Source organism: Streptococcus sp. CL5.50 (assembly GCF_049738015.1).
GTDB classification, from domain to species: Bacteria; Bacillota; Bacilli; order Lactobacillales; family Streptococcaceae; genus Streptococcus; species Streptococcus mitis_CA.
This window is the reverse complement of record NZ_JBKOTR010000005.1, coordinates 97,550-123,635: the sequence shown is the minus strand read 5'-3', so window position 1 is coordinate 123,635 and position 26,086 is coordinate 97,550. Positions and strand designations below refer to the sequence as shown.

26 protein-coding genes are annotated in these 26,086 nt (G+C 41.4%); 22 read left to right on the top strand and 4 right to left on the bottom strand.

All coding sequences use genetic code 11. The features are described 5' to 3' along the window. The first annotated feature begins 80 nt into the window (after positions 1–80). The gene (gene ccpA / locus ACLNCV_RS04730) at positions 81–1,091 is read left to right on the top strand and encodes a catabolite control protein A (RefSeq protein ID WP_001090627.1); all 1,011 of its coding nucleotides are present in this window, start codon (positions 81–83) and stop codon (positions 1,089–1,091) included. Positions 1,092–1,258: 167 nt separating this feature from the next. Here the strand turns inward: ccpA and ACLNCV_RS04725 are convergent, their stop codons facing one another. Then, positions 1,259–2,221, bottom strand: coding sequence for an asparaginase (locus ACLNCV_RS04725; RefSeq protein ID WP_411865277.1), 963 nt, complete (start codon positions 2,219–2,221; stop codon positions 1,259–1,261). A 65-nt stretch (positions 2,222–2,286) separates the two neighbouring features. On the opposite strand from ACLNCV_RS04725, the gene ACLNCV_RS04720 reads away from it, so the two are divergent. Next, positions 2,287–3,678 carry a Cof-type HAD-IIB family hydrolase gene (locus ACLNCV_RS04720; protein ID WP_424844915.1) on the top strand — a complete coding sequence of 464 codons (1,392 nt, stop codon included), beginning with the start codon at positions 2,287–2,289 and terminating at the stop codon, positions 3,676–3,678. A gap of 184 nt (positions 3,679–3,862) precedes the next feature. Here ACLNCV_RS04720 and ACLNCV_RS04715 read toward each other — a convergent pair whose 3' ends face one another. Next, complete coding sequence (locus tag ACLNCV_RS04715) at positions 3,863–4,315, bottom strand: universal stress protein (RefSeq protein WP_024058091.1); 453 nt, start codon at positions 4,313–4,315, stop codon at positions 3,863–3,865. Between the two features lie 161 nt (positions 4,316–4,476). Between ACLNCV_RS04715 and ACLNCV_RS04710 the strand changes: the two genes are divergently transcribed. The 4 genes from ACLNCV_RS04710 to ACLNCV_RS04695 all read left to right on the top strand — a co-directional run bounded on the left by ACLNCV_RS04710 (position 4,477) and on the right by ACLNCV_RS04695 (position 8,530). Then, positions 4,477–4,779 carry a hypothetical protein gene (locus ACLNCV_RS04710; RefSeq protein ID WP_314514883.1) on the top strand — a complete coding sequence of 101 codons (303 nt, stop codon included), beginning with the start codon at positions 4,477–4,479 and terminating at the stop codon, positions 4,777–4,779. Between the two features lie 156 nt (positions 4,780–4,935). Continuing rightward, positions 4,936–6,150 (top strand): pyridoxal phosphate-dependent aminotransferase, encoded by a 1,215-nt coding sequence (locus tag ACLNCV_RS04705; RefSeq protein ID WP_424844914.1) that lies wholly within the window; start codon positions 4,936–4,938, stop codon positions 6,148–6,150. Between the two features lie 144 nt (positions 6,151–6,294). Continuing rightward, on the top strand, positions 6,295–6,429 hold the full coding sequence (gene rpmH / locus ACLNCV_RS04700; protein ID WP_000831905.1) for a 50S ribosomal protein L34: 135 nt from the start codon (positions 6,295–6,297) through the stop codon (positions 6,427–6,429). A gap of 136 nt (positions 6,430–6,565) precedes the next feature. Next, positions 6,566–8,530: a peptide ABC transporter substrate-binding protein gene (locus ACLNCV_RS04695; RefSeq protein ID WP_424844913.1), complete on the top strand. Its 1,965-nt coding sequence runs from the start codon at positions 6,566–6,568 to the stop codon at positions 8,528–8,530. Between the two features lie 287 nt (positions 8,531–8,817). Here ACLNCV_RS04695 and ACLNCV_RS04690 read toward each other — a convergent pair whose 3' ends face one another. Continuing rightward, positions 8,818–10,662: an APC family permease gene (locus ACLNCV_RS04690; RefSeq protein ID WP_424844912.1), complete on the bottom strand. Its 1,845-nt coding sequence runs from the start codon at positions 10,660–10,662 to the stop codon at positions 8,818–8,820. A 157-nt stretch (positions 10,663–10,819) separates the two neighbouring features. Between ACLNCV_RS04690 and ACLNCV_RS04685 the strand changes: the two genes are divergently transcribed. The 16 genes from ACLNCV_RS04685 (at position 10,820) to ACLNCV_RS04610 (ending at position 24,972) form a co-directional block, all read left to right on the top strand. After that, on the top strand, positions 10,820–11,593 hold the full coding sequence (locus tag ACLNCV_RS04685; RefSeq protein WP_424844911.1) for a TatD family hydrolase: 774 nt from the start codon (positions 10,820–10,822) through the stop codon (positions 11,591–11,593). After that, positions 11,593–12,159, top strand: coding sequence for a ribonuclease M5 (gene rnmV / locus ACLNCV_RS04680; RefSeq protein WP_424844910.1), 567 nt, complete (start codon positions 11,593–11,595; stop codon positions 12,157–12,159). Before ACLNCV_RS04685 ends, rnmV begins: the two co-directional genes overlap by 1 nt. Before the next feature lie 64 nt (positions 12,160–12,223). Next, positions 12,224–13,096 (top strand): 16S rRNA (adenine(1518)-N(6)/adenine(1519)-N(6))-dimethyltransferase RsmA, encoded by an 873-nt coding sequence (gene rsmA / locus ACLNCV_RS04675; RefSeq protein WP_004255823.1) that lies wholly within the window; start codon positions 12,224–12,226, stop codon positions 13,094–13,096. Between the two features lies 1 nt (position 13,097). After that, a complete protein-coding gene (gene rsgA / locus ACLNCV_RS04670; RefSeq protein ID WP_173875761.1) occupies positions 13,098–13,976 on the top strand; it encodes a ribosome small subunit-dependent GTPase A in 879 nt (292 codons plus the stop codon). Positions 13,977–13,986: 10 nt separating this feature from the next. Next, a complete protein-coding gene (gene rpe, locus ACLNCV_RS04665) occupies positions 13,987–14,643 on the top strand; it encodes a ribulose-phosphate 3-epimerase (RefSeq protein WP_033684738.1) in 657 nt (218 codons plus the stop codon). Continuing rightward, positions 14,606–15,268: a thiamine diphosphokinase gene (locus ACLNCV_RS04660; protein ID WP_033684740.1), complete on the top strand. Its 663-nt coding sequence runs from the start codon at positions 14,606–14,608 to the stop codon at positions 15,266–15,268. The genes rpe and ACLNCV_RS04660 overlap by 38 nt, the downstream gene beginning before the upstream one ends. A 1-nt stretch (position 15,269) precedes the next feature. Beyond that, positions 15,270–16,526, top strand: a complete 1,257-nt coding sequence (gene rmuC, locus ACLNCV_RS04655; protein ID WP_424844909.1) for a DNA recombination protein RmuC — start codon at positions 15,270–15,272, stop codon at positions 16,524–16,526. Beyond that, positions 16,516–17,457 (top strand): 3'-5' exoribonuclease YhaM family protein, encoded by a 942-nt coding sequence (locus ACLNCV_RS04650; RefSeq protein WP_078237939.1) that lies wholly within the window; start codon positions 16,516–16,518, stop codon positions 17,455–17,457. The genes rmuC and ACLNCV_RS04650 overlap by 11 nt, the downstream gene beginning before the upstream one ends. 105 nt (positions 17,458–17,562) lie before the next feature. Beyond that, entirely contained in the window at positions 17,563–18,390 is an 828-nt protein-coding gene (gene purR, locus ACLNCV_RS04645; protein ID WP_004238844.1) for a pur operon repressor, read from the top strand. Positions 18,391–18,456: 66 nt separating this feature from the next. Then, positions 18,457–19,707, top strand: coding sequence for a diaminopimelate decarboxylase (locus ACLNCV_RS04640; protein ID WP_424844908.1), 1,251 nt, complete (start codon positions 18,457–18,459; stop codon positions 19,705–19,707). A 125-nt stretch (positions 19,708–19,832) separates the two neighbouring features. Further along, complete coding sequence (pflA, locus tag ACLNCV_RS04635) at positions 19,833–20,627, top strand: pyruvate formate-lyase-activating protein (protein ID WP_078237940.1); 795 nt, start codon at positions 19,833–19,835, stop codon at positions 20,625–20,627. 320 nt (positions 20,628–20,947) lie between these two features. Then, the gene (locus ACLNCV_RS04630) at positions 20,948–21,658 is read left to right on the top strand and encodes an ABC transporter ATP-binding protein (protein WP_020901990.1); all 711 of its coding nucleotides are present in this window, start codon (positions 20,948–20,950) and stop codon (positions 21,656–21,658) included. Position 21,659: 1 nt separating this feature from the next. Next, positions 21,660–22,445: an ABC transporter permease gene (locus ACLNCV_RS04625; protein ID WP_020901991.1), complete on the top strand. Its 786-nt coding sequence runs from the start codon at positions 21,660–21,662 to the stop codon at positions 22,443–22,445. A gap of 1 nt (position 22,446) precedes the next feature. Then, positions 22,447–23,166, top strand: a complete 720-nt coding sequence (locus ACLNCV_RS04620) for an ABC transporter permease (protein ID WP_424844907.1) — start codon at positions 22,447–22,449, stop codon at positions 23,164–23,166. A 61-nt stretch (positions 23,167–23,227) separates the two neighbouring features. Next, positions 23,228–23,914 (top strand): response regulator transcription factor, encoded by a 687-nt coding sequence (locus tag ACLNCV_RS04615; RefSeq protein WP_020901993.1) that lies wholly within the window; start codon positions 23,228–23,230, stop codon positions 23,912–23,914. Next, complete coding sequence (locus tag ACLNCV_RS04610; protein WP_125416614.1) at positions 23,884–24,972, top strand: sensor histidine kinase; 1,089 nt, start codon at positions 23,884–23,886, stop codon at positions 24,970–24,972. Before ACLNCV_RS04615 ends, ACLNCV_RS04610 begins: the two co-directional genes overlap by 31 nt. Positions 24,973–25,150: 178 nt before the next feature. Here the strand turns inward: ACLNCV_RS04610 and yidC are convergent, their stop codons facing one another. After that, the gene (gene yidC, locus ACLNCV_RS04605) at positions 25,151–26,077 is read right to left on the bottom strand and encodes a membrane protein insertase YidC (protein WP_020901995.1); all 927 of its coding nucleotides are present in this window, start codon (positions 26,075–26,077) and stop codon (positions 25,151–25,153) included. Positions 26,078–26,086: the final 9 nt, after the last annotated feature.

The window sequence follows — 26,086 nt, the reverse complement described above, 5'->3', positions numbered from 1 at the left end:
AAGTAGAAGCATGAAAACGAAATTTTCATACCGTCTCTTTTTTTGGAGTCTCGTTAGGTATGATATAGAAAGGAAATGGAATGAATACAGACGATACAGTAACGATTTATGATGTCGCCCGTGAAGCAGGAGTTTCAATGGCGACGGTTAGCCGTGTAGTCAATGGCAATAAGAATGTAAAAGAGAACACACGTAAAAAAGTGCTTGAGGTGATTGATCGTTTGGATTACCGTCCAAATGCCGTGGCGCGTGGTCTTGCAAGTAAAAAGACAACTACTGTCGGTGTCGTGATTCCAAATATCACCAATGGTTATTTTTCAACGCTTGCTAAAGGGATTGATGATATCGCTGAAATGTACAAGTACAATATCGTCCTTGCTAACAGTGATGAGGATGATGATAAGGAAGTTTCAGTTGTCAATACACTGTTTTCTAAGCAAGTAGATGGTATCATCTTTATGGGTTACCACTTGACTGAAAAAATTCGTTCAGAGTTTTCTCGTTCTCGGACACCGGTTGTTCTTGCAGGAACTGTGGATGTAGAACATCAGCTTCCAAGTGTCAATATTGACTACAAACAAGCTACGATTGATGCAGTGACCTACCTTGCTAAAGAAAATGAGCGCATTGCTTTCGTAAGCGGTCCATTAGTGGATGACATCAATGGTAAGGTTCGTTTGGTTGGCTACAAGGAAGCCTTGAAAAAAGCAGGGATTTCTTATAGCGAAGGATTGGTATTTGAATCTAAATACACTTATGAAGACGGCTATGCCTTGGCAGAACGCTTGATTTCATCAAACGCAACTGCAGCAGTTGTAACAGGTGATGAATTGGCAGCAGGTGTCTTGAACGGTCTTGCTGATAAGGGTGTGTCAGTACCAGAAGAATTTGAAATCATTACTAGTGATGATTCACAAATCTCACGCTTTACCCGTCCAAACTTGACAACTATTGCCCAACCTCTTTATGACCTTGGTGCTATTAGTATGCGTATGTTGACTAAGATTATGCACAAGGAAGAGTTGGAAGAACGTGAAGTTCTCTTACCTCATGGTTTGACAGAACGTCGTTCCACACGAAAACGTAAATAGAAAAAATCAGGGAATCGTGAAGATTTCCTGATTTTGCTTTCTAGAGTAGGAGTTATACTCAATGAAAGTCAAAAGGCAAACTAGGAAGCTAGCCGCAGGTTGCTCAAAGCACTGCTTTGAGGTTGCAGATAGACGCTGATGTGGTTTGAAGAGATTTTCGAAGAGTATTAGCCTTCCATATAGTCTTTCAAAGCCTGTCCTGTTAGTCCGGCATTGAGGGCAATGAGGAGCTTTAGGCGGGCTTTTTGGGCGTTGAGTTCTTTAACAAAGAAGACACCAGATTTTTGCAACTGCACGCCCCCGCCCTGGTAGGCATAAACAGGTTCCGCAATACCGTTAAAGCATCGTGAAACAAGGGCGACTGGGATTCCTTTTTGCAGAAGGCTTTCTAATTTTTGAGCTGTTTCTTTGGGAATATTACCAGCTCCGAAGGCTTGGATAATCAAACCGTCCAATTGTTCCAAATCCAGCATACCAATCAGCTCATCTGTCATACCGGCATAAGCCGAGATGATAGGGACCAAACCTTGTATGTGATCAAGGTCAAAGCGAACACGAGGTTCAGCTGTTTTGAAGTAGAGGATTTCCCGCTTCGTAATCAGACCAAGTGGCCCATGTGTTGGGGTCTGGAAGGTGCCGACGTTGGTCGTATGCGTTTTGGTGACATACTTGGCAGCGTGGATTTCATCGTTCATAACAACCAAAACCCCTTTGTCCGCAGCCCTGTCATCGCTAGCCACCCGTAAAGCACTCAGATAGTTATAAACACCGTCGCTGCCGAGTTCGTTAGAGCTACGCATTGCCCCTGTTAGAACGATAGGCATATGGGGAACTTCCATGGTATCAAGGAAATAGGCTGTTTCCTCTAAAGTATCGGTCCCGTGTGTGATTACCACTCCATCGTAGTTAGCAGCTTCCTCTTTGATTTTTTGGTAGAGGGCCAGCATATGCTTGGGTTGGATATGAGGGCTTGGCAGGTTAAAAAAGTCCAAGGCGTGGACATGGATTCCTTCAAGAGGATTGGACACATGGTTCATGGGATTATCTGAACTCGTCACAACAGCGCCAGAAGCATCGGCTTGCATGGAAATAGTTCCGCCCGTATGTAAAACAAGGATTTTCTTAGGCATGATTTACTCACTCTTTCTGAAATGTGGTATAATCATTGTATCACAAAAGGGGAGATTGGGATAGGATGGAAGTCAAAGCTGTTTTTTTTGATATCGATGGAACCTTGGTCAACGATCGCAAGAGTGTTTTGAAATCCACTAAGGACGCGATTAAAATCGTCAAAGAACAAGGGGTACTTGTCGGCGTAGCGACAGGACGAGGACCTTTTTTTGTTAAGGAATTGATGGACGATTTGGATTTGGACTTTGCGGTAACCTACAATGGCCAGTATATCTTTACTAAAGACAGAGTCTTGTTCACGAGTCCTATTTCCAAGTTACATTTGCGCCAGCTCATTACGTATGCTAAAAAAGAGGGCAAAGAGATTGCCCTAGGGACCAAGGATGCCATGTTGGGTTCTAAAATCATGTCCTTTGGTTTGGGTTCTTTTTCCCAACGAATCAGTCGCTTCGTTCCCTCAGTTTTAACTCGGACAGTGAGTCATTCCTTTAATCGTATGGTCAGCAAGGTTGTTCCCCAAAAGGAAGAAGATCTGCTTGATCTAATGAATCAGCCTATCTACCAAGTTTTGATGCTGATGACACCAGAAGAATCTGAGAAGGCGGCAGCTGATTTTGAAGACTTGAAATTGACACGTAGCAATCCTTTTGCAGCGGATGTTATCAATCAAGGAAACTCTAAATTGGAAGGCATACGCCGAGTCGGGAAAGAATATGGCTTTGACCTCAACCAAGTCATGGCCTTTGGTGATTCGGATAACGACCTAGAAATGCTGGCTGGTGTCGGTATGTCGGTCGCTATGGGAAATGGTAGTAGCAGTGTCAAGGAAGTTGCTAAGCACATTACCACTAGCAATCAGCAAGACGGAATCCACAAGGCCCTGGAACATTTTGGTGTTCTGGCTTCGGAAAAAGTCTTTGTCAGCCGTGACTATCATTTCAATAAGGTCAAGACCTTCCACCACATGATGGATGAACGGACCCAAGAAGAACCTCGAGCTTGGGATTTAGAAGGTGCAACCCACAGGGCTGGCTTTAAAATAGAAGAATTGGTGGAGTTTGTTCGAGCTGCCAGTCCTTCTGAAGAGGACTTTGGTCAAGCTCTATCGCAACTTCATCAAGCTCTTGATAAGGCAGCAGATAAAGTAGCTAAGAAGACGCTTGCTCAGCAAGATTTGATAGGTCAGGTAGATGCCCTGATTGACACGCTTTACTTTACCTACGGTAGTTTTGTTTTGATGGGGGTGGACCCAGAACGTATTTTTGATATTGTACATCAGGCCAATATGGGGAAAATTTTCCCAGATGGCAAGGCTCATTTTGATCCAGTGACCCACAAAATTTTAAAACCAGATGATTGGGAAGAAAAATATGCTCCAGAACCTGCTATTAAAAAGGAACTGCAGCGCCAGCTCAAGGCTTATGAACGCCATAAAGAGAGAAATAATACTCAATGAAAATCAAAGAGCAAACTAGGAAACTAGCCGCAGGCTGCTCAAAGCATTGCTTTGAGGTTGTAGATAGAATTGACGAAGTCAGTAACATATATATACGGCAAGGCGACGTTGACGTGGTTTGAAGAGATTTTCGAAGAGTATAAATAGTAAACAAAAAGGAGCTCTGGGCTCCTTTTCTTTGTGATTATAAGGTTTTTTCTTGTTCTCTCACAACTAGCAAATCAACCTTAGCATGGCGGAGGATGTATTCAGATGAAGAACCGACCAAGAGGCGTTCAAAGGCGTTGAGACCTGTTGCGCCAACGAGGATGAGGTCCACTTCCTCAGCATCGGGAATAGTACGCGCTAGTAGGGTCTTTGGATTTCCCATTTCAATGACGATATGAACATCTGCCACACCAGCATCTCTTGCACGTTTTTCGTACTCTTTCATCAGACTTTCAGCGTCGACTTGGAGTTCTTCGTAAACTTCAGCATCAAAGGTGGATACGCTTTGGAGAGCGCGTGTGTCAATGACATGTGCGATGGTGAGTTTAGCGTCGTTTCGTAGAGCAGAATGAACTCCCTTGACAAAAGCCAAGTCCGCTTCCTTAGAACCATCGATTGCGACCATAATATTTTGGTAACGTTGTGCCATAATGAAACCTCCTGAAATTTTCTTACTATAATTGTAAACCTTTTCACTATAGAAGTAAAGCAAAAAAAGTATTTTTCAAAAGAATGTTAGCGATTAAAATCTATATAAATATATGATAAAATAAAAGAAAGGATAGCAGGAAAGAAGTGAAGGGAGGGAGAATGATGAAAAACGCTTTTCAAGAAACAAAAAAATCGAATTTCCTTTATTATGGAATCATCCTAGTTTCAGTCTTGCTAGAAGTTATCATGATCTGGCAATTAGAGAGTCTGGTACCGCTTCTCTATCCAGGTTTTGTTGGCTTTTTAGTCTTTCACCTACTCTACCATCTAATCTTATTCCTAGTTGCAAAACGAAGTGGGCGTTGGGATTACTTGATGATATGGGGACTTTTCCTCATGTTCAATCTTCTTTATGACTCCTTTTTAGGCTTGCTTTTTCTAGGTTTATCTTTTGGTATGTAATGTGACTTTCGCAAAATACCTGCTATCTCCCCTGTCTCGACCTCGCTTTTAGCGAGGTTTTTCTTCTATACGAAACTAGTAACACATTTCAGTAAACTTGTCGCATTCTCTTTCTAGTGGTATAATGTTACTATCCTGATGAATTGAGGAAACAAGATGAAAGAATATAACAAGTCTAGTAAGTTAGAGCATGTTGCTTATGATATCCGTGGCCCTGTTTTGGAAGAAGCCATGCGGATGCGAGCAAATGGAGAAAAGATTTTACGTCTGAATACAGGAAATCCAGCAGAATTTGGCTTTACAGCGCCAGATGAGGTCATTCATGACTTGATTATGAATGCGCGTGATAGTGAAGGGTATTCTGACTCTAAAGGGATTTTCTCAGCCCGTAAGGCCATCATGCAGTATTGCCAGTTGAAGAAATTCCCCAATGTCGATATTGATGATATTTACCTTGGAAATGGTGTCAGTGAACTGATTGTTATGTCCATGCAGGGGCTTTTGGACAACGGAGACGAGGTCTTGGTACCTATGCCAGACTATCCTCTCTGGACAGCTGCTGTCAGCCTAGCTGGAGGAAATGCCGTTCATTATTTCTGTGATGAGGCTGCAGAATGGTACCCAGATATTGACGATATCAAGTCAAAAATCACTTCCAATACCAAGGCAATCGTCCTTATCAATCCAAACAACCCAACTGGAGCCCTTTATCCTAAGGAACTTTTGTTGGAGATTATTGAGATTGCCCGTCAAAATGATTTGATCATCTTTGCGGATGAAATTTACGACCGCATGGTAATGGATGGACATGTGCATACGCCTGTGGCAAGCTTGGCACCAGATGTCTTCTGTGTTAGCATGAATGGTCTGTCAAAATCGCACCGTATTGCAGGTTTCCGTGTAGGTTGGATGGTCTTGTCTGGACCTAAGACACATGTTAAAGGCTATATCGAAGGGCTCAATATGCTGTCCAATATGCGCCTTTGCTCTAACGTTTTGGCCCAACAAGTCGTACAAACTTCTTTGGGTGGTCACCAATCAGTCGATGAATTGCTCCTTCCTGGTGGACGAATTTACGAGCAAAGAAATTTCATTTACAATGCTATTCAAGATATTCCAGGTTTGTCTGCGGTTAAACCTAAGGCGGGACTCTATATCTTCCCTAAAATCGACCGCAATATGTACCGTATCGATGATGATGAACAGTTTGTCCTTGATTTCTTGAAACAGGAAAAGGTTCTCTTGGTTCATGGTCGAGGCTTCAACTGGCAGGAACCAGACCACTTCCGTATTGTTTACCTTCCTCGTGTTGATGAACTAGCCCAAATACAAGAAAAGATGACTCGTTTCTTGAAACAGTATCGTAGATAGGGCTTACATTCGAAAAAGCTGGAAACATTTGCCTTGAGCTATTGACAAAAGTGAAAGAATCAGATAGAATAGTAAAGTATGTTTAGTAACTGATCACTTTATAGCCGGCTAAACGAATACAAAATCTATGAGGAGGTATTCATCGTGAAACGTACTTATCAACCAAGTAAACTTCGTCGTGCGCGCAAACACGGATTCCGTAACCGTATGTCAACTAAAAACGGTCGTCGCGTATTGGCAGCTCGTCGTCGTAAAGGACGCAAAGTTTTGGCTGCATAATCCAAACGAATTCTATCAAAAATCAGTAGGAACTCGAGTCTACTGATTTTTATTTTTGTAAAAAAGTACAAAAATCTTTATATTTTCGCTTGAATAGTGTATAATATTTCACATACTGTAAAAATGGAGAATAATCATGAAGAAATCAAAAGTTATGCTTTTTGGAACTATGGCTTTGACAGCAGGTCTAGCTTTAGCAGCGTGTGGATCATCTCAATCAAGTAATGCAGACAAGACTTACTCTTATATCTTTGTCAATAACCCAGATACCTTGGATTATATTACTTCTACCCGAGACTCCACATCTAGTATCACAACCAACTTGATTGATGGTTTGTTGGAAAATGACCAATATGGCAATCTCATCCCGTCTATGGCTGAGTCATGGACAGTGTCAAAAGATGGTTTGACCTACACTTATAAGATCCGTCAGGGGGCAAAATGGTACACTTCTGAAGGAGAAGAGTATGCGGATGTAACAGCTCATGACTTTGTGACTGGTCTTAAGTATGCGGCTGATAAAAAGGCTGAAAACTTGTACTTGGTACAAGATTCTATCAAAGGGCTAGCAGACTATGTTGAAGGGAAATCATCTGATTTTGAAACTGTTGGTGTTAAGGCAGTGGATGATTACACACTCCAATACACCCTCAACCAACCTGAGACTTATTGGAATTCTAAAACAACAGCAAGTATCCTTAGTCCTGTAAACGAAGCTTTCTTGAAGTCTAAGGGAGATGACTTTGGAAGTGTGACGCCATCAAGTATCTTGTCAAATGGTCCTTACTTGTTTAAGTCCTTCACATCAAAATCTTTAATTGAATTTGATAAGAATCCTAATTACTGGGATAAGGACAATGTTAAAATCGAGAAAGTGAAACTCTCTTTCTTTGACGGTTCTGACCAAGACAGCATTGCTAGAGGTTTCTTGGATGGTAATTATACAGATGGCCGTATCTTCCCAACAAGTTCAGTCTTTGCTGAACTCAAGAAGGGAAATGAGGACAAGATTACCTATACACCGCAAAACTCAGTTACTTTCTACTATCTTTTTAACGTGAATCGTCAAAGTTACAAGCAGACTATGAAACAGTCTGATAAGGAAAAGACAGATTCACGCGCAGCTATGCAGAATAAAGATTTCCGTCAGGCTATCAACTTTGCCTTTGACCGTCATGCTTATGCAGCACAGACAAATGGTGAAGATGGAGCAGACCGTATCTTGCGTAACACAGTTACACCAAGTAACTTTGTCCAAGTTGGCGAAAAGAACTTTGGTGATATTGTCAATGAAAAAATTGTCAACTACGGTAAAGATTGGGCAAATATTAACCTAAACGATGGTAAGCAAGCCTTCTTGAACCCTGACAAGGCCAAAGAGAAGTTTGCTAAGGCCAAAGAAAGTCTGCAAGCTCAAGGAGTAACCTTCCCAATTCATTTGGATATGCCAGTTGACCAGACTGCTAAGTTGGATGTGCAACAGGCTGGATCTTTCAAACAAACAGTGGAAGAAACCCTTGGTAAGGAGAATGTGGTTATTGATGTTATCCAACTTTCTCCAGATGAAAAAGACCAGGCAACCTACTTTGCAGATACAGCAGAACAAAAAGACTACGATATCGACATCTCAGGATGGGGTGGAGACTACTCAGATCCTAAGACTTATCTAGCTATTCTTGATCCAGAGACAGGTTCTCAGTTGAAAAACATGGGCTTGTCTGAAGGAAAAGACAAAGAAGTCAAGGATAAGATTGGTCTTTCTGACTACAAGAAACTCTTGGATCAGGCAGATGCGGAAATCACAGATAATCATGCTCGCTATGAAAAATATGCTGAAGCCCAAGCTTGGTTGACAGATAGTGCCCTCTTCCTACCAGTTCAAAGTGGTGGAGCTAATCCAATCTTCCGTAAGACTGTACCGTTTACAGGCCCATTCTCATTCGTTGGGAATAAAGGAAATGCTGACAACTATAAATATGTTGAACTGCAAAAAGAGCCAGTAACTGCTAAACAGTACCAAGAACTCTATGAAAAGTGGCTAAAAGAAAAAGCTGAGTCAAATAAAAAAGCTCAGGAAGATTTAGCTAACCACATTCAATGATATTCCTAGTAATGCTTTTCAGTTAATACTCTTCGAAAATCTCTTCAAACCACGTCAGCGTTGCCTTACCGTATATATTGTTACTGACTTCGTCAGTTCTATCTGCAACCTCAAAACAGTGTTTTGAGCTGACTTCGTCAGTTTCATCTACAACCTCAAAGCAGTGCTTTGAGCAGCCTGCGGCTAGATTCCTAGTTTGCTCTTTGATTTTCATTGAGTATAAGCATAGTGACTGGATTCAGAAAAAGGCCTTACCAGAGCTTCTTGCTTCTGGTAGGGCCTTTTCTTTATTCTTTTAAGTGATAGGAATAGCTAGCGACAACGACGTCTTGGTGCCAACGGAGGGCATATTTGAGTTTGAGACTCATCTGATTGTGTAGGATATTTTGCCAAGGTTTATTAGGGATAAACTGGGGTACCAGAACAGTGACTGTATAGTTCTTTTTCTGGGCTTCCTCGGATATCCGTTTGACATACTTGACAGTAGGCGTGATGATATCGCGGTAGCTGGTCTTGATATTTTTCAGAGTAATGGTTGGGAAGTAATCGGCAAATTCTTGGAGAATTTCTTGGTCTTTCTCTGCTGTTTCCTTAGTAGAAATGTGCATGGCTAAGACTTCGTCACCGATACTTTGGGCATAGTTAATGGCTCCGACGCTGACTCTGGTAACATTTCCTACGAGGACGAGGACAAGATTGCCATCGTAGGTACGTTTTTCGATTCCTTCATAGAGTCGCAGTTGTTGGGCTACTTTTTGGTAATGACTGTGAATTGCTAAGAAGAGTAGGGTGAGTACGAGAATAATCGGGAAGAAGGGCCAGATATCACTGAGACGGAAAAAGAGCAAGATTAGTACAATCGCGTAGCAAATGATGGCCCCAAGGATATTGGCAAGGGCAGGTTTTAAGAAATTTGCCCCTTTTTCTTTTTTCCAATGACGAATCATCCCAGTCTGAGAAAGGGCAAAGGGCACGAAGACACCGATAGTATAGAGAGGAATCAAACGTTCGGTATTACCATTAAAAATGAGAAGAAGAATCATAGCTCCAAATGCCAGAGTTAAAATTCCATTGGAGTAGCCTAGGCGGTCTCCTTTTTCCATAAAGAGGTGGGGCATGTACTTGTTTTTAGCCATATTGTAGGCCAGCATAGGGAAGGCTGAAAAGCCAGTATTGGCTGCTACAGCCAAAATTAAGGCTGTGGAGAATTGGAAGGTATAATAGCCAAGGTGACCTAAGAAAGAATCACCAAGGATTCCCTGAGCCATCTGTGAGAGGATAGTTTCTCCGTGTTGAGGCATAATCCCCATCCAGTAGTTTAGGAAGGTGATACCAGCAAAAAGAAAACCTAAAATCAAGGCCATGATGGTCAAGGTCTGAGCAGCATTCTTTTCTTTTGGAGCCTTGAAAAAGGGAACGGCATTTGAAATAGCTTCAACCCCTGTCAGAGAGGCAGATCCGCTGGTAAAAGCTCTTAGAATGAGAATGATAGACATGCTCGGAACAGCATGCCCAATAGGTGAAGTTGCCTGATAGCTGAGAGACCCTGTCATTAGTTGAAAGATTCCGTAGAGCAAGAGAAAGACAGTACTGATGATAAAGAGATAGACAGGAATCATCAGAGAGCTGGCAGATTCTTTCAATCCTCTTAAATTCAAGAGCATGAGCAGGCAGACTAGGAAAATAGAGATATGAAGATTGTAGGGATGGAGGGCAGGGATGGCTGCTGTAATAGCATCAGCTCCAGACGCAACGGATACGGCTACTGTCAGCATGTAGTCAACTAGCAGGCTACCTCCAGCGATCAAGCCAAGTTGAGGAGATAGATTTTCTCGAGTAACCATATATGCCCCTCCCCCTTGAGGGTAGGCATGGATGATTTGACGGTAGGAAACGGTCAGGCTAGCTAGAAGCAGGAGGACAAAGAGGCCGATAGGAAGACTCCACCATATAGCTAGGGGAGAGAGACTAGCCAAGACGAGGACTACTTGCTCAGGCCCATAGGCAATGGAAGATAGAGCGTCGCTTGACAACATGGCCAAGGCCTGCATTTTTCCCAGCAGTCCCCCCTCGCCTTCGGTTAAGGACTTGAGAGGACGACCGATAAAAGTCTGTTTTAATTTTGTAAACATGGTATTTTCCTTTACTGAAAATTTCAATAAGTGCTATTATACTGCTTTGGAAAAAGAGCGTCAAGAGATGATGATGGGTTTTAGAATATTTTTTTCAGATGAGGAGAGAGGTCAGTTTTTTTGCTATAATAGTAGATAGAAAACGAGGTTAGAAGAGATGATTTTTGATACACATACACACTTGAATGTAGAAGAATTTGCAGGTCGTGAGGCAGAAGAAATTACCTTGGCTGCTGAGATGGGTGTGACACAGATGAATATTGTTGGTTTTGATCAACCGACGATTGAGCGTGCCTTGGAGTTGGTGGATGAGTACGACCAACTTTACGCGACTATTGGTTGGCATCCGACAGAAGCAGGGACTTACACAGAGGAGATTGAAGCCTACTTGCTTGACAAGCTCAAGCATCCAAAGGTAGTTGCCTTGGGTGAGATTGGTTTGGACTACCATTGGATGACAGCGCCAAAAGAGGTGCAGGAGCAGGTTTTTCGCCGTCAGATTCAGTTATCTAAGGCCTTGGATTTGCCTTTTGTTGTCCACACCCGTGATGCGCTGGAAGATACCTATGAGATTATTAAGAGCGAGGGAGTTGGTCCTCGAGGTGGGATTATGCACTCATTTTCAGGGACGCTTGAGTGGGCAGAGAAGTTTGTCGCGCTTGGCATGACTATTTCCTTCTCAGGAGTGGTGACTTTTAAGAAAGCAACTGACATCCAAGAAGCAGCTAAAGAGTTACCTTTGGACAAGATTTTGGTGGAGACGGATGCGCCTTACCTGGCTCCTGTTCCTAAACGTGGTCGCGAAAACAAAACAGCCTACACTTGCTATGTAGTAGATTTTATCGCGGATTTGCGTGGCATGACGACAAAAGAACTGGCGGCAGCAACGACTGAAAATGCAGAACGAATTTTTGGATTGGACAGCAAGTAATGAAAGAAAAAATTTCCCAAGTTATCGTGGTCGAAGGGCGCGATGATACGGCCAATCTCAAACGCTATTTCGATGTAGAGACCTATGAGACACGAGGTTCTGCCATCAATGAGCAGGATCTAGAGCGGATTCAGCGCTTGCACCAACGTCATGGAGTCATTGTCTTTACAGACCCAGATTTTAATGGGGAGCGGATTCGTCGCATGATTATGACGGCCATTCCAACAGTTCAGCATGCCTTCCTCAAGCGAGATGAAGCTGTTCCCAAGTCCAAGACCAAGGGCCGTTCTCTGGGAATTGAGCATGCCAGCTATGAAGACCTGAAAACGGCTCTAGCTCAGGTGACAGAACAATTTGAACATGAGAGTCAGTTTGACATTAGTCGTAGCGACTTGATTCGACTTGGTTTTCTAGCAGGAGCAGACAGCCGTAAGCGACGAGAATATCTAGGAGAGGCTCTCCGGATTGGCTATTCCAACGGCAAGCAACTTCTCAAACGCTTAGAGTTGTTTGGGGTTACTTTGGCAGAAGTGGAAGAAGTTATGAAATCTTATGAGAACAGCTAAGCAGCCCCAAAATGTAAGGGGAATGTGTTACAATAGTAGTAGCAGATAATAGAAAAGAGAATAGATGAGAATTGCAGATTATAGCGTGACCAAGGCAGTGCTGGAGCGTCACGGTTTTACCTTTAAAAAGTCTTTCGGGCAAAATTTCTTGACGGATACCAATATCCTACAAAAAATCGTGGATACGGCTGAGATTGATGACCAGGTCAATGTTATCGAAATTGGGCCAGGGATTGGTGCCTTGACGGAGTTTCTGGCTGAGCGTGCAGCTCAAGTTATGGCCTTTGAGATTGACCACCGTTTGGTACCGATTTTAGCGGATACCCTGCGTGATTTTGATAATGTGACCGTAGTTAACGAAGATATTCTCAAGGTTGATTTGGCGCAACATATCCAGAATTTCAAAAATCCTGACCTGCCAATCAAGGTAGTGGCTAATTTACCTTACTACATCACGACGCCTATTCTCATGCACTTAATCGAGAGTGGGATTCCTTTTAGTGAGTTTGTTGTTATGATGCAGAAAGAAGTGGCAGACCGCATTTCAGCCCAGCCGAATACCAAGGCTTACGGTAGCTTGTCGATTGCGGTGCAGTATTACATGACAGCCAAGGTTGCCTTTATCGTGCCTCGTACGGTCTTTGTGCCAGCGCCAAACGTGGACTCTGCTATTTTGAAAATGGTGCGTCGTCCAGAACCAGCCGTAGCAGTGGAAGACGAGAACTTCTTCTTTAAGGTTTCTAAGGCTAGTTTCACTCATCGCCGCAAGACCTTGTGGAACAATTTGACAGGTTACTTTGGCAAGACTGAAGAGGTCAAGGACAAGCTGACCAAGGCTTTGGACCAAGCAGGCTTGTCACCAAGTGTACGTGGGGAAGCCCTCAGCTTGGCAGAATTTGCCAGCCTAGCAGATGCACTTAAAGGGCAAGGACTCTAAGATGCAGGGACAAATTATTAAAGCCTTGGCAGGCTTCTACTATGTAGAGAGTGATGGCAAGGTTTATCAAACACGAGCGCGTGGAAATTTTCGTAAAAAAGGCCATACTCCCTACGTTGGGGATTTGGTAGATTTTTCTGCCGAGGAAAATTCAGAAGGCTATATCCTCAAGATTCACGAACGCAAAAACAGCCTAGTCCGTCCGCCAATTGTTAATATTGACCAAGCTGTAGTAATCATGTCAGTCAAGGAACCTGATTTTAACAGCAATTTGCTGGATCGTTTCTTGGTTCTTTTGGAGCACAAGGACATCCATCCCATCGTTTATATTTCCAAAATGGACCTACTGGAAGATAGAGGGGAACTGGATTTTTACCAACAGACCTATGGTGATATCGGCTATGACTTTGTGACCAGTAAAGAGGAACTCCTGCCTTTATTGACAGGCAAGGTTACGGTCTTTATGGGGCAGACAGGTGTTGGGAAGTCAACACTTCTCAATAAAATCGCACCAGACCTCAATCTTGAAACAGGAGAAATTTCAGACAGTCTGGGTCGCGGGCGCCACACTACTCGAGCAGTTAGTTTTTATAATCTCAATGGAGGTAAAATCGCAGACACACCAGGTTTTTCATCATTGGATTATGAAGTATCAACGGCGGAAGACCTCAATCAGGCCTTTCCAGAGATTGCTAGTGTCAGCCGAAACTGCAAATTCCGCACTTGTACCCATACCCATGAGCCGTCCTGTGCAGTGAAGCCGGCAGTAGAAGAGGGTGCCATTGCCATCTTCCGTTTTGACAACTACCTGCAATTCCTCAGTGAGATTGAAAATCGCAGAGAAACCTATAAAAAAGTCAGCAAAAAAATTCCAAAATAAGGAGAAACCTATGTCTCAATACAAGATTGCTCCGTCAATTCTGGCAGCAGATTATGCCAACTTTGAACGTGAAATCAAACGTCTAGAAGCAACTGGTGCAGAATATGCCCATATCGATATCATGGATGGTCACTTTGTACCACAAATCAGTTTTGGTGCAGGTGTGGTCGAAGCTCTTCGACCTCATAGCAAGATGGTCTTTGACTGCCACTTGATGGTGGCGAATCCTGAACACCACTTAGAAGACTTTGCGCGCGCAGGTGCAGATATCATCAGTATCCATGTAGAAGCAACACCTCATATCCATGGCGCCCTCCAAAAAATTCGTTCTCTAGGGGTCAAACCTTCAGTTGTTATCAATCCTGGCACACCAGTTGAAGCCATCAAGCACGTCCTTCATCTAGTTGACCAAGTTTTAGTCATGACAGTTAACCCAGGCTTTGGTGGGCAAGCCTTTCTACCAGAGACTATGGATAAGGTCCATGAGTTGGTTGCTCTTCGTGATGAAAAAGGCTTGAACTTTGAAATCGAAGTGGATGGCGGGATTGATGATCGAACTATTGCTCAGGCTAAAGCAGCTGGTGCGACCGTTTTTGTAGCAGGATCCTATGTCTTTAAGGGAGATGTCAATGAGCGAGTACAAACTCTCAGAAAACAACTGGACTAGGGTTGCCGTTTTTGCAGGAGGAGACCGCGGTCACTACCGGACGGACTTTGATAGTTTTGTCGGTGTGGATCGAGGCTCGCTTTGGGTTTTGGAAGAAAACCTTCCTCTTGCTCTAGCAGTTGGAGATTTTGATTCTGTAACTGCAGAAGAACGACAGGTGATTCAAAAACGTGCCCAGCATTTTGTCCAAGCCCGACCAGAAAAAGATGATACAGATTTGGAATTGGCTCTCTTAACCATCTTTGAGCAAAATCCTCAGGCTGAGGTTACTATTTTTGGTGCTTTAGGTGGCCGTATTGATCACATGCTGGCTAATGTTTTTCTTCCTAGCAATCCCAAGTTGGCGCCTTATATGCGCCAGATAGAAATTGAGGATGGGCAAAATTTGATTGCCTATTGTCCAGAAGGAACCAGTCAGCTAGAACCCCGCTCGGACTATGACTATCTAGCCTTTATGCCGGTTCGGGATAGCCGGCTGACCATTCTTGGAGCTAAGTATGAGTTGACAGAGGAAAATTTTTTCTTTAAAAAAGTGTACGCTTCTAACGAATATATAGATAGGGAAGTTTCGGTGACTTGCCCAGATGGCTATGTGGTTGTACTGCATAGCAAGGACAGGAGGTAGGATGGAAAGTTTACTTGTTCTATTATTGATTGCCAACCTAGGTGGTCTCTTTCTGATTTGGCAAAGACAGGATAAGCAGGCAAAATTTCTCAGCAAGAACTTGGAGGATCAGGCCGATCATCTGTCAGACCAGTTGGACTACCGCTTTGAACAAGCCCGACAAGCCAGTCAGTTGGACCAAAAAGATTTGGAAGTGGCTGTCAGTGACCGTTTGCAAGAAGTGCGAATCGAATTGCACCAAGGCTTAACTCAGGTCCGTCAAGAAATGACAGAGAATCTCTTGCAAACTAGGGAGAAGACTGACCAACGTCTTCAAGCTCTGCAGGAATCAAATGAGCAACGTTTGGAACAAATGCGCCAAACAGTCGAGGAAAAACTAGAAAAGACCTTACAGACACGCTTGCAGGCTTCCTTTGAGACAGTTTCCAAGCAATTGGAGTCTGTCAATCGTGGTCTTGGAGAAATGCAGACTGTTGCCCGCGATGTCGGCGCCCTTAATAAGGTTCTCTCAGGAACCAAGACGAGAGGTATTCTGGGTGAATTGCAACTGGGGCAAATCATCGAAGACATCATGACACCTGCCCAGTACGAAAGAGAATTTGCAACGGTTGAAAACTCTAGTGAACGAGTGGAGTATGCCATCAAGTTGCCCGGACAAGGCGACCAGGAATACGTCTACCTACCAATTGACTCTAAGTTTCCACTGGCAGATTATTACCGTCTAGAAGAAGCCTATGAAGCAGGTGATAAGGACGAGATTGAACGCTGTCGTAAATCGCTTTTAGCAAGCGTCAAGCGCTTTGCTAAGGATATCAGGAATAAGTATCTAGCACCGCCTCGGACAACCAATTTTGGAGTCTTGTTTGTTCCAACAGAAGGTCTCTACTCAGAAATTGTCCGCAATCCGGTTTTCTTTGATGATTTGAGACGGGAGGAACAGATTATTGTCGCAGGTCCAAGTACCCTGTCAGCCCTCCTCAATTCCCTATCAGTTGGCTTCAAGACTCTCAATATCCAAAAGAGTGCCGACCATATCAGCAAGACCCTTGCTAGCGTTAAGACCGAGTTTGGCAAGTTTGGTGGCATTCTGGTCAAGGCACAAAAACACCTCCAACATGCCTCTGGCAATATTGATGAATTATTAAACCGTCGCACCACAGCTATCGAGCGGACGCTCCGTCACATTGAGTTGTCAGAAGGTGAGCCTGCGCTTGATCTACTCCATTTCCAAGAAAATGAGGAAGAATATGAAGATTAGTCACATGAAAAAAGATGAGCTGTTTGAAGGCTTTTACCTAATCAAGTCAGCTGACCTTAGACAAACTCGCGCTGGGAAAAACTACCTAGCCTTTACCTTCCAAGATGATAGTGGCGAGATTGAAGGGAAACTCTGGGATGCTCAACCTCATAACGTTGAGGCCTTTACCGCAGGTAAGGTTGTCCACATGAAAGGACGCCGAGAAGTTTATAACAACACCCCTCAAGTCAATCAAATTACCCTCCGCTTGCCTCAGCCTGGTGAACCCAATGATCCAGCTGATTTCAAGGTCAAGTCGCCAGTTGATGTCAGGGAAATCCGTGACTACATGTCGCAAATGATTTTTAAAATTGAAAATCCTGTTTGGCAACGGATTGTTCGAAAGCTCTACACCAAGTATGATAAGGAATTTTACTCCTATCCAGCTGCCAAGACTAATCACCATGCCTTTGAAACGGGTTTGGCTTATCATACGGCGACCATGGTGCGTTTGGCGGATGCTATTAGCGAAGTCTATCCTCAGCTCAATAAGAGCCTGCTCTATGCAGGGATTATGCTGCATGACTTAGCTAAAGTCATCGAGTTGACGGGACCAGACCAGACCGAATACACAGTTAGAGGCAATCTCCTTGGGCATATCGCTCTGATTGATAGTGAAATTACCAAGACAGTGATGGAACTCGGCATCGATGATACCAAGGAAGAAGTCGTTCTGCTTCGTCACGTAATCCTTAGTCACCATGGCTTACTTGAGTATGGAAGTCCAGTCCGTCCACGCATTATGGAAGCAGAGATTATCCATATGATTGACAATCTGGATGCTAGCATGATGATGATGTCAACAGCTCTTGCTTTGGTAGATAAAGGAGAGATGACCAATAAAATCTTCGCTATGGACAATCGTTCCTTCTATAAACCAGATTTAGATTAACAATTTAAGAAAAATGAGCATTTTTTAGGATAAGAATGTTCGTTTTTTTATGTGAATATGGTATAATAGATAAAATATCAAAATTAAATGAAATGGGAAATAGAAATGAAATTAAGAAGAAGTGATCGAATGGTTGTCATTTCCAACTATTTGATTAATAATCCTTATAAACTAACTAGTCTCAATACTTTTGCTGAAAAGTATGAATCTGCTAAATCATCCATCTCAGAGGATATCGTCATTATCAAACGAGCCTTTGAGGAAATTGAAATCGGTCATATCCAGACAGTAACTGGTGCTGGTGGTGGTGTCATTTTCACACCATCAATCTCAAGCCATGATGCCAAGGAAATGGTTGAGGACTTGCGTGCTAAGTTGTCAGAAAGTGACCGTATCTTGCCAGGTGGCTATATCTACCTGTCTGATTTGCTTAGTACACCAGCTATCTTGAAAAATATTGGTCGCATTATTGCCAAGAGCTTTATGGACCAAAAAATTGATGCGGTTATGACAGTAGCTACTAAGGGTGTTCCACTTGCAAATGCAGTTGCCAATGTCCTCAATGTTCCCTTTGTTATTGTGCGCCGTGACCTGAAAATTACCGAAGGTTCAACTGTCAGCGTCAACTATGTATCCGGTTCAAGTGGAGATCGCATTGAGAAAATGTTTCTTTCAAAACGCAGTCTCAAGGCAGGCAGCCGTGTCTTGATTGTGGATGACTTCTTGAAAGGTGGCGGAACTGTCAATGGGATGATCAGCCTCTTGCGTGAGTTTGATTCAGAATTGGCAGGTGTAGCGGTCTTTGCGGATAATGCTCAAGAAGAACGCGAAAAGCAGTTTGACTACAAGTCACTCTTGAAGGTAACCAATATTGATGTCAAGAACCAAGCCATCGATGTTGAGGTTGGCAATATCTTTGACGAAGATAAATAAGAGATAGAACTAAAGGTTGGAACGATTGTCCCAGCCTTTCTTTGCAAATAGAATAGAAGGAAACTTATGAAAACACCATTTATCAATAAAGAAGACTTGGAAAAGATTGTTGCCGAGTTCCCGACTCCCTTTCACTTGTATGATGAGAAGGGAATTCGTGAAAAGGCAAGAGCCGTCAACCAAGCCTTTTCGTGGAACAAGGGCTTTAAGGAATATTTTGCAGTTAAGGCTACTCCAACTCCAGCTATTTTGAAAATTCTCCAAGAGGAAGGTTGCGGTGTGGACTGCTCTAGTTATGTGGAGCTTTTGATGAGCCATAAACTGGATTTTCCAGGTTCTGAGATCATGTTCTCTTCAAACAACACGCCAGATAAGGAATATGCCTATGCGCGTGAATTGGGTGCGACCATTAACTTGGATGCCTTTGAAGATATTGAACACCTGGAGCGAGCAGCAGGCATTCCAGAAATCATTTCTTGTCGTTACAATCCTGGAGGTGTTTTTGAGCTAGGAACAGATATTATGGACAATCCTGGAGAAGCCAAGTTTGGCATGACCAAGGACCAGCTCTTTGAAGCTTTTGCCATATTGAAGGAAAAAGGAGCTAAGACTTTTGGGATTCACTCCTTCCTAGCGTCCAATACCGTGACCCATCTCTATTATCCAGAGTTGGCTCGTCAGCTTTTTGAATTGGCTGTTGAAATCAAGGAAAAGTTGGGCATTTCGCTAGACTTTATCAATCTTTCTGGCGGTATTGGTGTCAACTATCGTCCAGACCAGGAGCCAAATGATATTGCCTTGATTGGTGAGGGAGTTCGTAAGGTGTATGAAGAGGTCCTTACGCCAGCAGGTCTTGGTCAAGTCAAGATTTTCACCGAATTGGGTCGCTTTATGTTAGCACCTCACGGTGCTTTGGTCACAAGAGTTACCCATAAGAAGAAAACCTACCGTACCTATCTAGGTGTGGATGCATCAGCAGTCAACCTCATGCGTCCAGCCATGTACGGAGCCTACCACCATATTACCAATCTGACCCATCCAGATGGACCAGCTGAAGTTGTAGATGTGGTTGGTTCACTCTGTGAAAACAATGATAAATTTGCAGTAAATCGTGAACTACCTCATACAGAAATCGGTGATTTGCTGGTAATTCATGATACAGGTGCTCATGGTTTTTCAATGGGCTACCAGTACAATGCCAAACTTCGTTCTGCGGAAATCCTCTATACCGAAGAAGGTAAAGCCCGTCAAATCCGCCGTGCAGAGCGCCCTGAGGACTACTTTGCAACCTTGTATGGCTTTGATTTTGAAGAATAAAATGATAAGTAATTGAAAATGAAATTGAAAAACAGATTGCTTTCTAAAAAATAGGCAAAAATCTTGTTTTTCCTTCAAGTCGTGATATAATAAAACTATAAAACGTTTTCAAGGAAGGTAACGATATGTCTGAAGAAACAATTGATTATGGACAAGTGACAGGAATGGTGCATTCGACAGAAAGCTTTGGATCAGTAGATGGGCCGGGTATTCGCTTTATTGTCTTTTTGCAGGGCTGTCACATGCGTTGCCAGTATTGCCATAACCCTGACACTTGGGCTATGGAGTCCAATAAATCACGTGAACGGACGGTAGATGATGTCTTGACAGAGGCCTTGCGCTACCGTGGTTTCTGGGGAAATAAGGGTGGGATTACAGTCAGTGGAGGAGAAGCCCTCTTGCAGATTGATTTCTTGATTGCCCTCTTTACCAAGGCCAAAGAACACGGAATCCACTGTACTTTGGATACCTGTGCCCTTCCTTTCCGTAATAAACCACGTTACCTTGAGAAGTTTAACAAACTCATGGCTGTCACTGACTTGGTCCTCTTGGATATCAAGGAAATCAACGAAGAACAGCACAAGATTGTCACTAGCCAAACCAATAAAAACATCCTGGCCTGTGCCCAGTATCTATCAGATATTGGAAAACCTGTCTGGATTCGCCATGTGCTAGTTCCAGGTTTGACAGACAGAGATGATGACTTGATTGAACTTGGTAAGTTCGTCAAGACTCTTAAAAATGTTGATAAGTTTGAAATTCTACCTTATCACACCATGGGTGAGTTCAAATGGCGTGAATTGGGAATTCCATATTCCCTCGAAGGGGTTAAACCACCAACAGCAGATCGCGTCAAGAACGCTAAAAAACTCATGGATACCGAAAGTTACCAAGACTATATGAAACGTGTACATGGATAAAAAAGAAGCCTGATGGAAACATCGGGCTTTTAAATTTACACAAATATAGATAATTAAATGAAACAAAATTTTATACTCTTCGAAAATCTCTTCAAACCACGTCAGCGTCGCTTTGTCGTATATATGTGACTGACTTCGTCAGTCTTATCTACAACCTCAAAACCGTGTTTTGAGCAGCCTGCGGCTAGCTTCCTAGTTTGCTCTTTGATTTTCATTGAGTATTAAATCTTTTTTACTCTCTAAATTCTGAAAAAAATCCGAAAATGAGTGTATAAGATATAGTTACTTTTAGAAATATTAAATAGAATAGGAGAACATCTATGGAACAAAGTATTACCATTAAAAATTTATGTAAGTCGTATGGCCAAACTCAAATTTTAAAAGATATTTCTTTTGAAGCAAAAGCAGGTAAAGTGACTGCTTTCCTGGGTCCAAATGGAGCTGGTAAAAGTTCAACCTTACGTATTTTATTAGGATTAGACAAAGCAACATCTGGTCTTACCAAAATTGGAGATCAAACTTATAAGGAATTAAAATTTCCTCTAAAGACTGTAGGAGCTTCATTTGACAGTGTAGGAGCTCCTGATGATCGGACTGTTTATCAACATTTGAAAATTGTTGCTGCTAGTAATGGGATATCCAGTCAGCGAATTGAACAAGTCTTGGATATGGTGGATATTAGTCATAAGAAAAAATCTAAAATTGGGAAATTATCATTAGGAGAAGGACAACGCTTGGGAATTGCAACAGCTCTATTAGGAAATCCTCAATATCTGATATTGGATGAACCGACTAATGGGTTGGATCCAAGAGGAATTCGGTGGTTTAGAGAGTTTATAAAAAAACAAGCTCAAGAAGGGAAGACCGTCTTACTGTCATCTCATATATTATCGGAAGTGGAAGCAGTAACAGATGATGTAGTTATCATAAATAAAGGAAAAGTTCTTATAAAAGGGACTTTACAAGAAGTGATGAAAAATCTTTCTTCACTAGAGGAAGTCTTCTTTAGTTTAACAGAGGGAGGGAAGTGACATGGCACTTATTTACTCTCTTCATTCTGAAATATTGAAATTACTTTATAATAGAGCTACTCATGTTGTACTATTCTTGATACTGGTATTTCAAACGTTTTTAGCAAATATTGGTGCTTCTCAAATTGTTTCAGTTGGTATCCATGCTACACCAGAGACAAATCCAGATTTAGCAGAGGCCTTACCTCCTATTGAATTTTTAGGTTTTGATGTCACTTTATTTGGTGTTTTTATTATGATTATCCTAGGCTCAATTTACGGAGCCGAGGAATACAAAGGCTTGGCTATTCGTACAAGCCTCCTCTCTGTTACAAATCGAAGTACTTTCCTAGTTTCAAAAACATTAGTTTGGCTTATATTTTCTTTTATCATTTCCTTTCTATCAATATTCTTGACAATTAACATGACACATTATGTTTTAGGACAAGATGGCTTATTGCTTTTTTTACTAAATGGAACAGTTTGGTTCTATATATTTTTAGCCAGTATAGCTTGGACTTTGTTGGGACTGCTGGCCTATATTATGGCTTTGACATTTAAAACAGCCATTGTTCCTCTATTATTTTTGCTTCCTCAAGTCTACAATTTAGGAACATTCTTAGCAAACTATATATCGGTTGCAAAATTTCTTCCAGTTGCATTGGGGCAAGGATTGATTGCTACATCTCCTCAAATTTTAGAATATAATAGTTTACAAAATATTTTACTTTTACTTTGTTGGAACTTCTCATTCTTGGCTTTAGCAATCTACCGCTTACTTAAGTCAGATATTGGAGGAGGTGAATAAGTTGAAAGAGCAACTTAAAAGTGAATATCTCAAGTTTATGATGAATCCGTGGCACTGGTTGATTATAGGTGCTCTATTACTGTGTGTTCCAGCGTTAGTTATTTTTTTAAATAATAAGCCAGACCAGTTGACCCTACAGTTTGTTTTGGAACAGCTACTGCAAAGTCTCTATTTAGGACAGGCGGGTTTCATTAGTCTGGCTGTTCTATTTATAGGTCAAGAATTTACAGGTTCTAGCCTTCGTACCAGTTTTCTTACATGTCCAAATCGTTTGATATTTATAATCTGTAAACTAGCTATTGTATTATGTATGGAAATTGTATTATTGGTTGCTGTAATATCATTATGCATACTAATCGCGCAAGGATACTACAATATCAATCTTTTGAGTAATATTAAACATGTTCTAACAATTCTATTTCCAGCTTGTATTTCTATTCTAACCTTCTCTCTTTTAAGTGGTATTTTTGTATTTATTTCCCAGTCTTTTATCTTAATTTTGGGAATAAGTTTATCCCTTTTATTGGGGTTGGGACAAATGTTATTACAATTCAGTTCTTTTTTTAGAAATTTACCATTACTGGCTAGTATGAATTGTTTTTATACCTATCCATTGTCTCTTTATTATCCAGTGTGGCAAGGCTTAGGGATACAAATAGTTTGGTTATTAATTGTTTTTCTATTTGCTACATTGATACTTATAGGAAAAAATGTACGCTAAAGACAGGGGATATCCTGTCTTTTTCTCAGTTAGTGCTATAATATATTCAGGAGGGTGAGTTATGGCTTATAAAATTTTGGTTGTAGATGATGATCTTGCTATTCTTCGCCTAATAAAAAAAGTACTAGAATATGAAAAATATGAAGTAGTCATACGAAATAAGATAGAAGAGATTGATCTTTGTGATTTTACAGGCTTTGACTTGATTCTATTAGATATTATGATGCCTGTTAGTGGTTTAGAAATCTGTCAGATGATTCGCGAGCAGATAACTGTTCCTATCTGTTTTATAACTGCCAAGGATATGGATGAAGACTTAGTAGCTGGAATCAATGCAGGTGCTGATGATTATATTATGAAGCCCTTTAGTATGCAAGAATTGTTAGCACGTGTTAAAATGCACTTGCGTCGTGAAGAACGGACTAAAGGAAATGTTCATCAAATAAAGATTGGGAAGCTTATACTATATACGGATAGTAAGGAACTATTTGTAAACGATGATAAGATTGCCTTGACAAGGAGGGAATTTGATATAGTGAATCTTTTAGCAAGCACCCCAAGTAGAATATACTCTATAGAGGAAATTTATAATTATCTATATCCACAAAGTTCCGAAGCTCTTTTACGTTCGGTTTCAGAGTATATTTATCAAATTCGTCAAAAGCTGAAACCTTATCAATTAAATCCAATTAAAACCTTGTATGGTGGAGGATATCAATGGGTAGAATCAAAAGTTTTAGACAATTAATTCGAGAAACCTGTTGGAGAATTATTTGGCAGTTTAGTCTTGGCTTACTAATGGCCTATCTTATTCCCTTAGCTTCAGTATCTATACAAATAAATGAAGATGGGAAACCTTTAAACAATAGTGGTGTTCTATCAATCTTTTTTAATGTGTCATCATGGATATATATTTGTGTTTTATTGATTATTCTAATAAGTTATCACATTGGAAAATTGTTGAAAAAACTGAGTTATGAAATGACTTTGATTTATGAAAATAGTATGTGGTTGGAGAAGGAATGTACAGAAAGTTTAACGGTTAAAGAATTTCGCGAGACAGGAAATCGGATTATTGTGATGCAAGATAGAATTCGACAATTAATAGTTGATGAGAAACAGCAGAAGGAAGATTTAATGTTTCAGGTTTCAGCAGCTTCTCATGATTTAAAAACTCCCTTAACCATTATTAGGGGAAATGTGGAATTTTTGCAGACGATAACTGAAAACGACCAATCTCAAGAATGCTTAGCAGATATAGAAAGAGCTAGTCAACAGTTACTAGATTATTTCAATCAATTGATTCACTATTCTAAAACCTATTATGATGATGAGACAGGTTGGACGGAGTATTCCTCTTCAGATTTTATCAATGAATTAGAGAAAGAAGTCTCTTTTTTGATAAAAAATCAGATGAAGTTTTCTTTTGAACAAAATGTGAAAGGAACTGAAAACTATTATATAAATCCATCTCTTCTGATTCGTGCCATACAAAATATTTTAACAAATGCTTTGGAATACGCCGATAAACAGAATCCTAAAATTAACATTAGGGTAGAGCAAGAGGAGAAAGAATTGAAAATAGGCATATGGAATAATGGCTCGGAATTTCCAGATGAAGTTTTAAATAATTTTGGAAAGCTCTTTTATCGTATGGATAAAGCTAGATCGTATAAAGAGCAACATTATGGTATTGGACTGAGTTTTGTATGTAGAGTTGCAAAACTACACAAAGGCCGAGTTGAGCTTAGAAATAGAGACGCGGGAGCAGAAGTTTTAATAACTGTGAATTGTATTAAATCATAGTGATTTACTTGTTAATTTATGATTGAATAGTTTTTTATATGTGAGCTTTTAAACTATTTAACGTTTTCGATTAGTATAAGATGTAACGGTAGATAATAAAAACGAATGATGATATCTAGTTGATGAAAACTATTTATCATTCATTCGTTTTTTTAATTATTGGATAATTTACGTAGCCTTATCTCGAACGTTGTTTTCCAGCGTTGCGATTTTTATGTTTTTTCTTGCTTGTGATAGCAGTTGGTTGTCCAGGGGTAACGTCTTTTCGTCCACTTGGTGTAGAGAAAGTACTTGCTTTTGGTGGGTTCTTTGCCAGTTCTTCACGGACTTTTTTGCGAAGTTTTGGACGAACGATATAGTTGACGATAAACTGTTGGAGAATCATCATGAAACCACCGACAACCCAGTAAAGTGTGACACTGGCTGGTGAAATGAGGGAGAAGACAACAATCGTGATTGGGCTCACGTAAGCCATTTTCTTGATTTGTTCTCTTTGCGTTTCGTCTTCTACTCCGTGAAGTGAAAGGAGCGATTGAAGATAGTAAAGGACACCTGCGCAGGCAACCAAAATCATACTTGGAGAACCTAGAGGAATGCCTAGGTAGCTTGCTTGAGCAACCCCTTCAGTATGTTGGGCAGCAAAGTAGATAGCTGAGAAGAAAGGCATTTGAAGGAGGATAGGGAAACATCCTACACCACCAAACATGCTGATGCCGTGTTCTTTTTGAGCGGCAAAGAGAGCTTGTTGGGCTTCGAGTTTTTCTTCTTGAGTAGTCGCTTCCTTGAGACGTGTTTGGTGTGGCTCAAGGACGTGCTTGAGGGCGTTCATCTTTTCAGAGTGAAGCGTTGCCTTCCATGATTGGTAGATACCAAGTGGCAAGATAATCAAGCGCACGATAATGGTTACGATGATGATAGCGACACCAAAGCCTAGACCTTGATCAGTAGCGAAGTACTTGATAGCTTCAGCCATAGGCGCTCCGATAGTATTCCAAATAAATCCTATTGGCTTTCCTGTGGCTTTATCGACTCTAACACAGCCAGTCAAGACTAGCAACATAGCCACTCCCATAGCTGAGAGTGCAAAACGTTTAATAGATTTCACTGTTTTTAT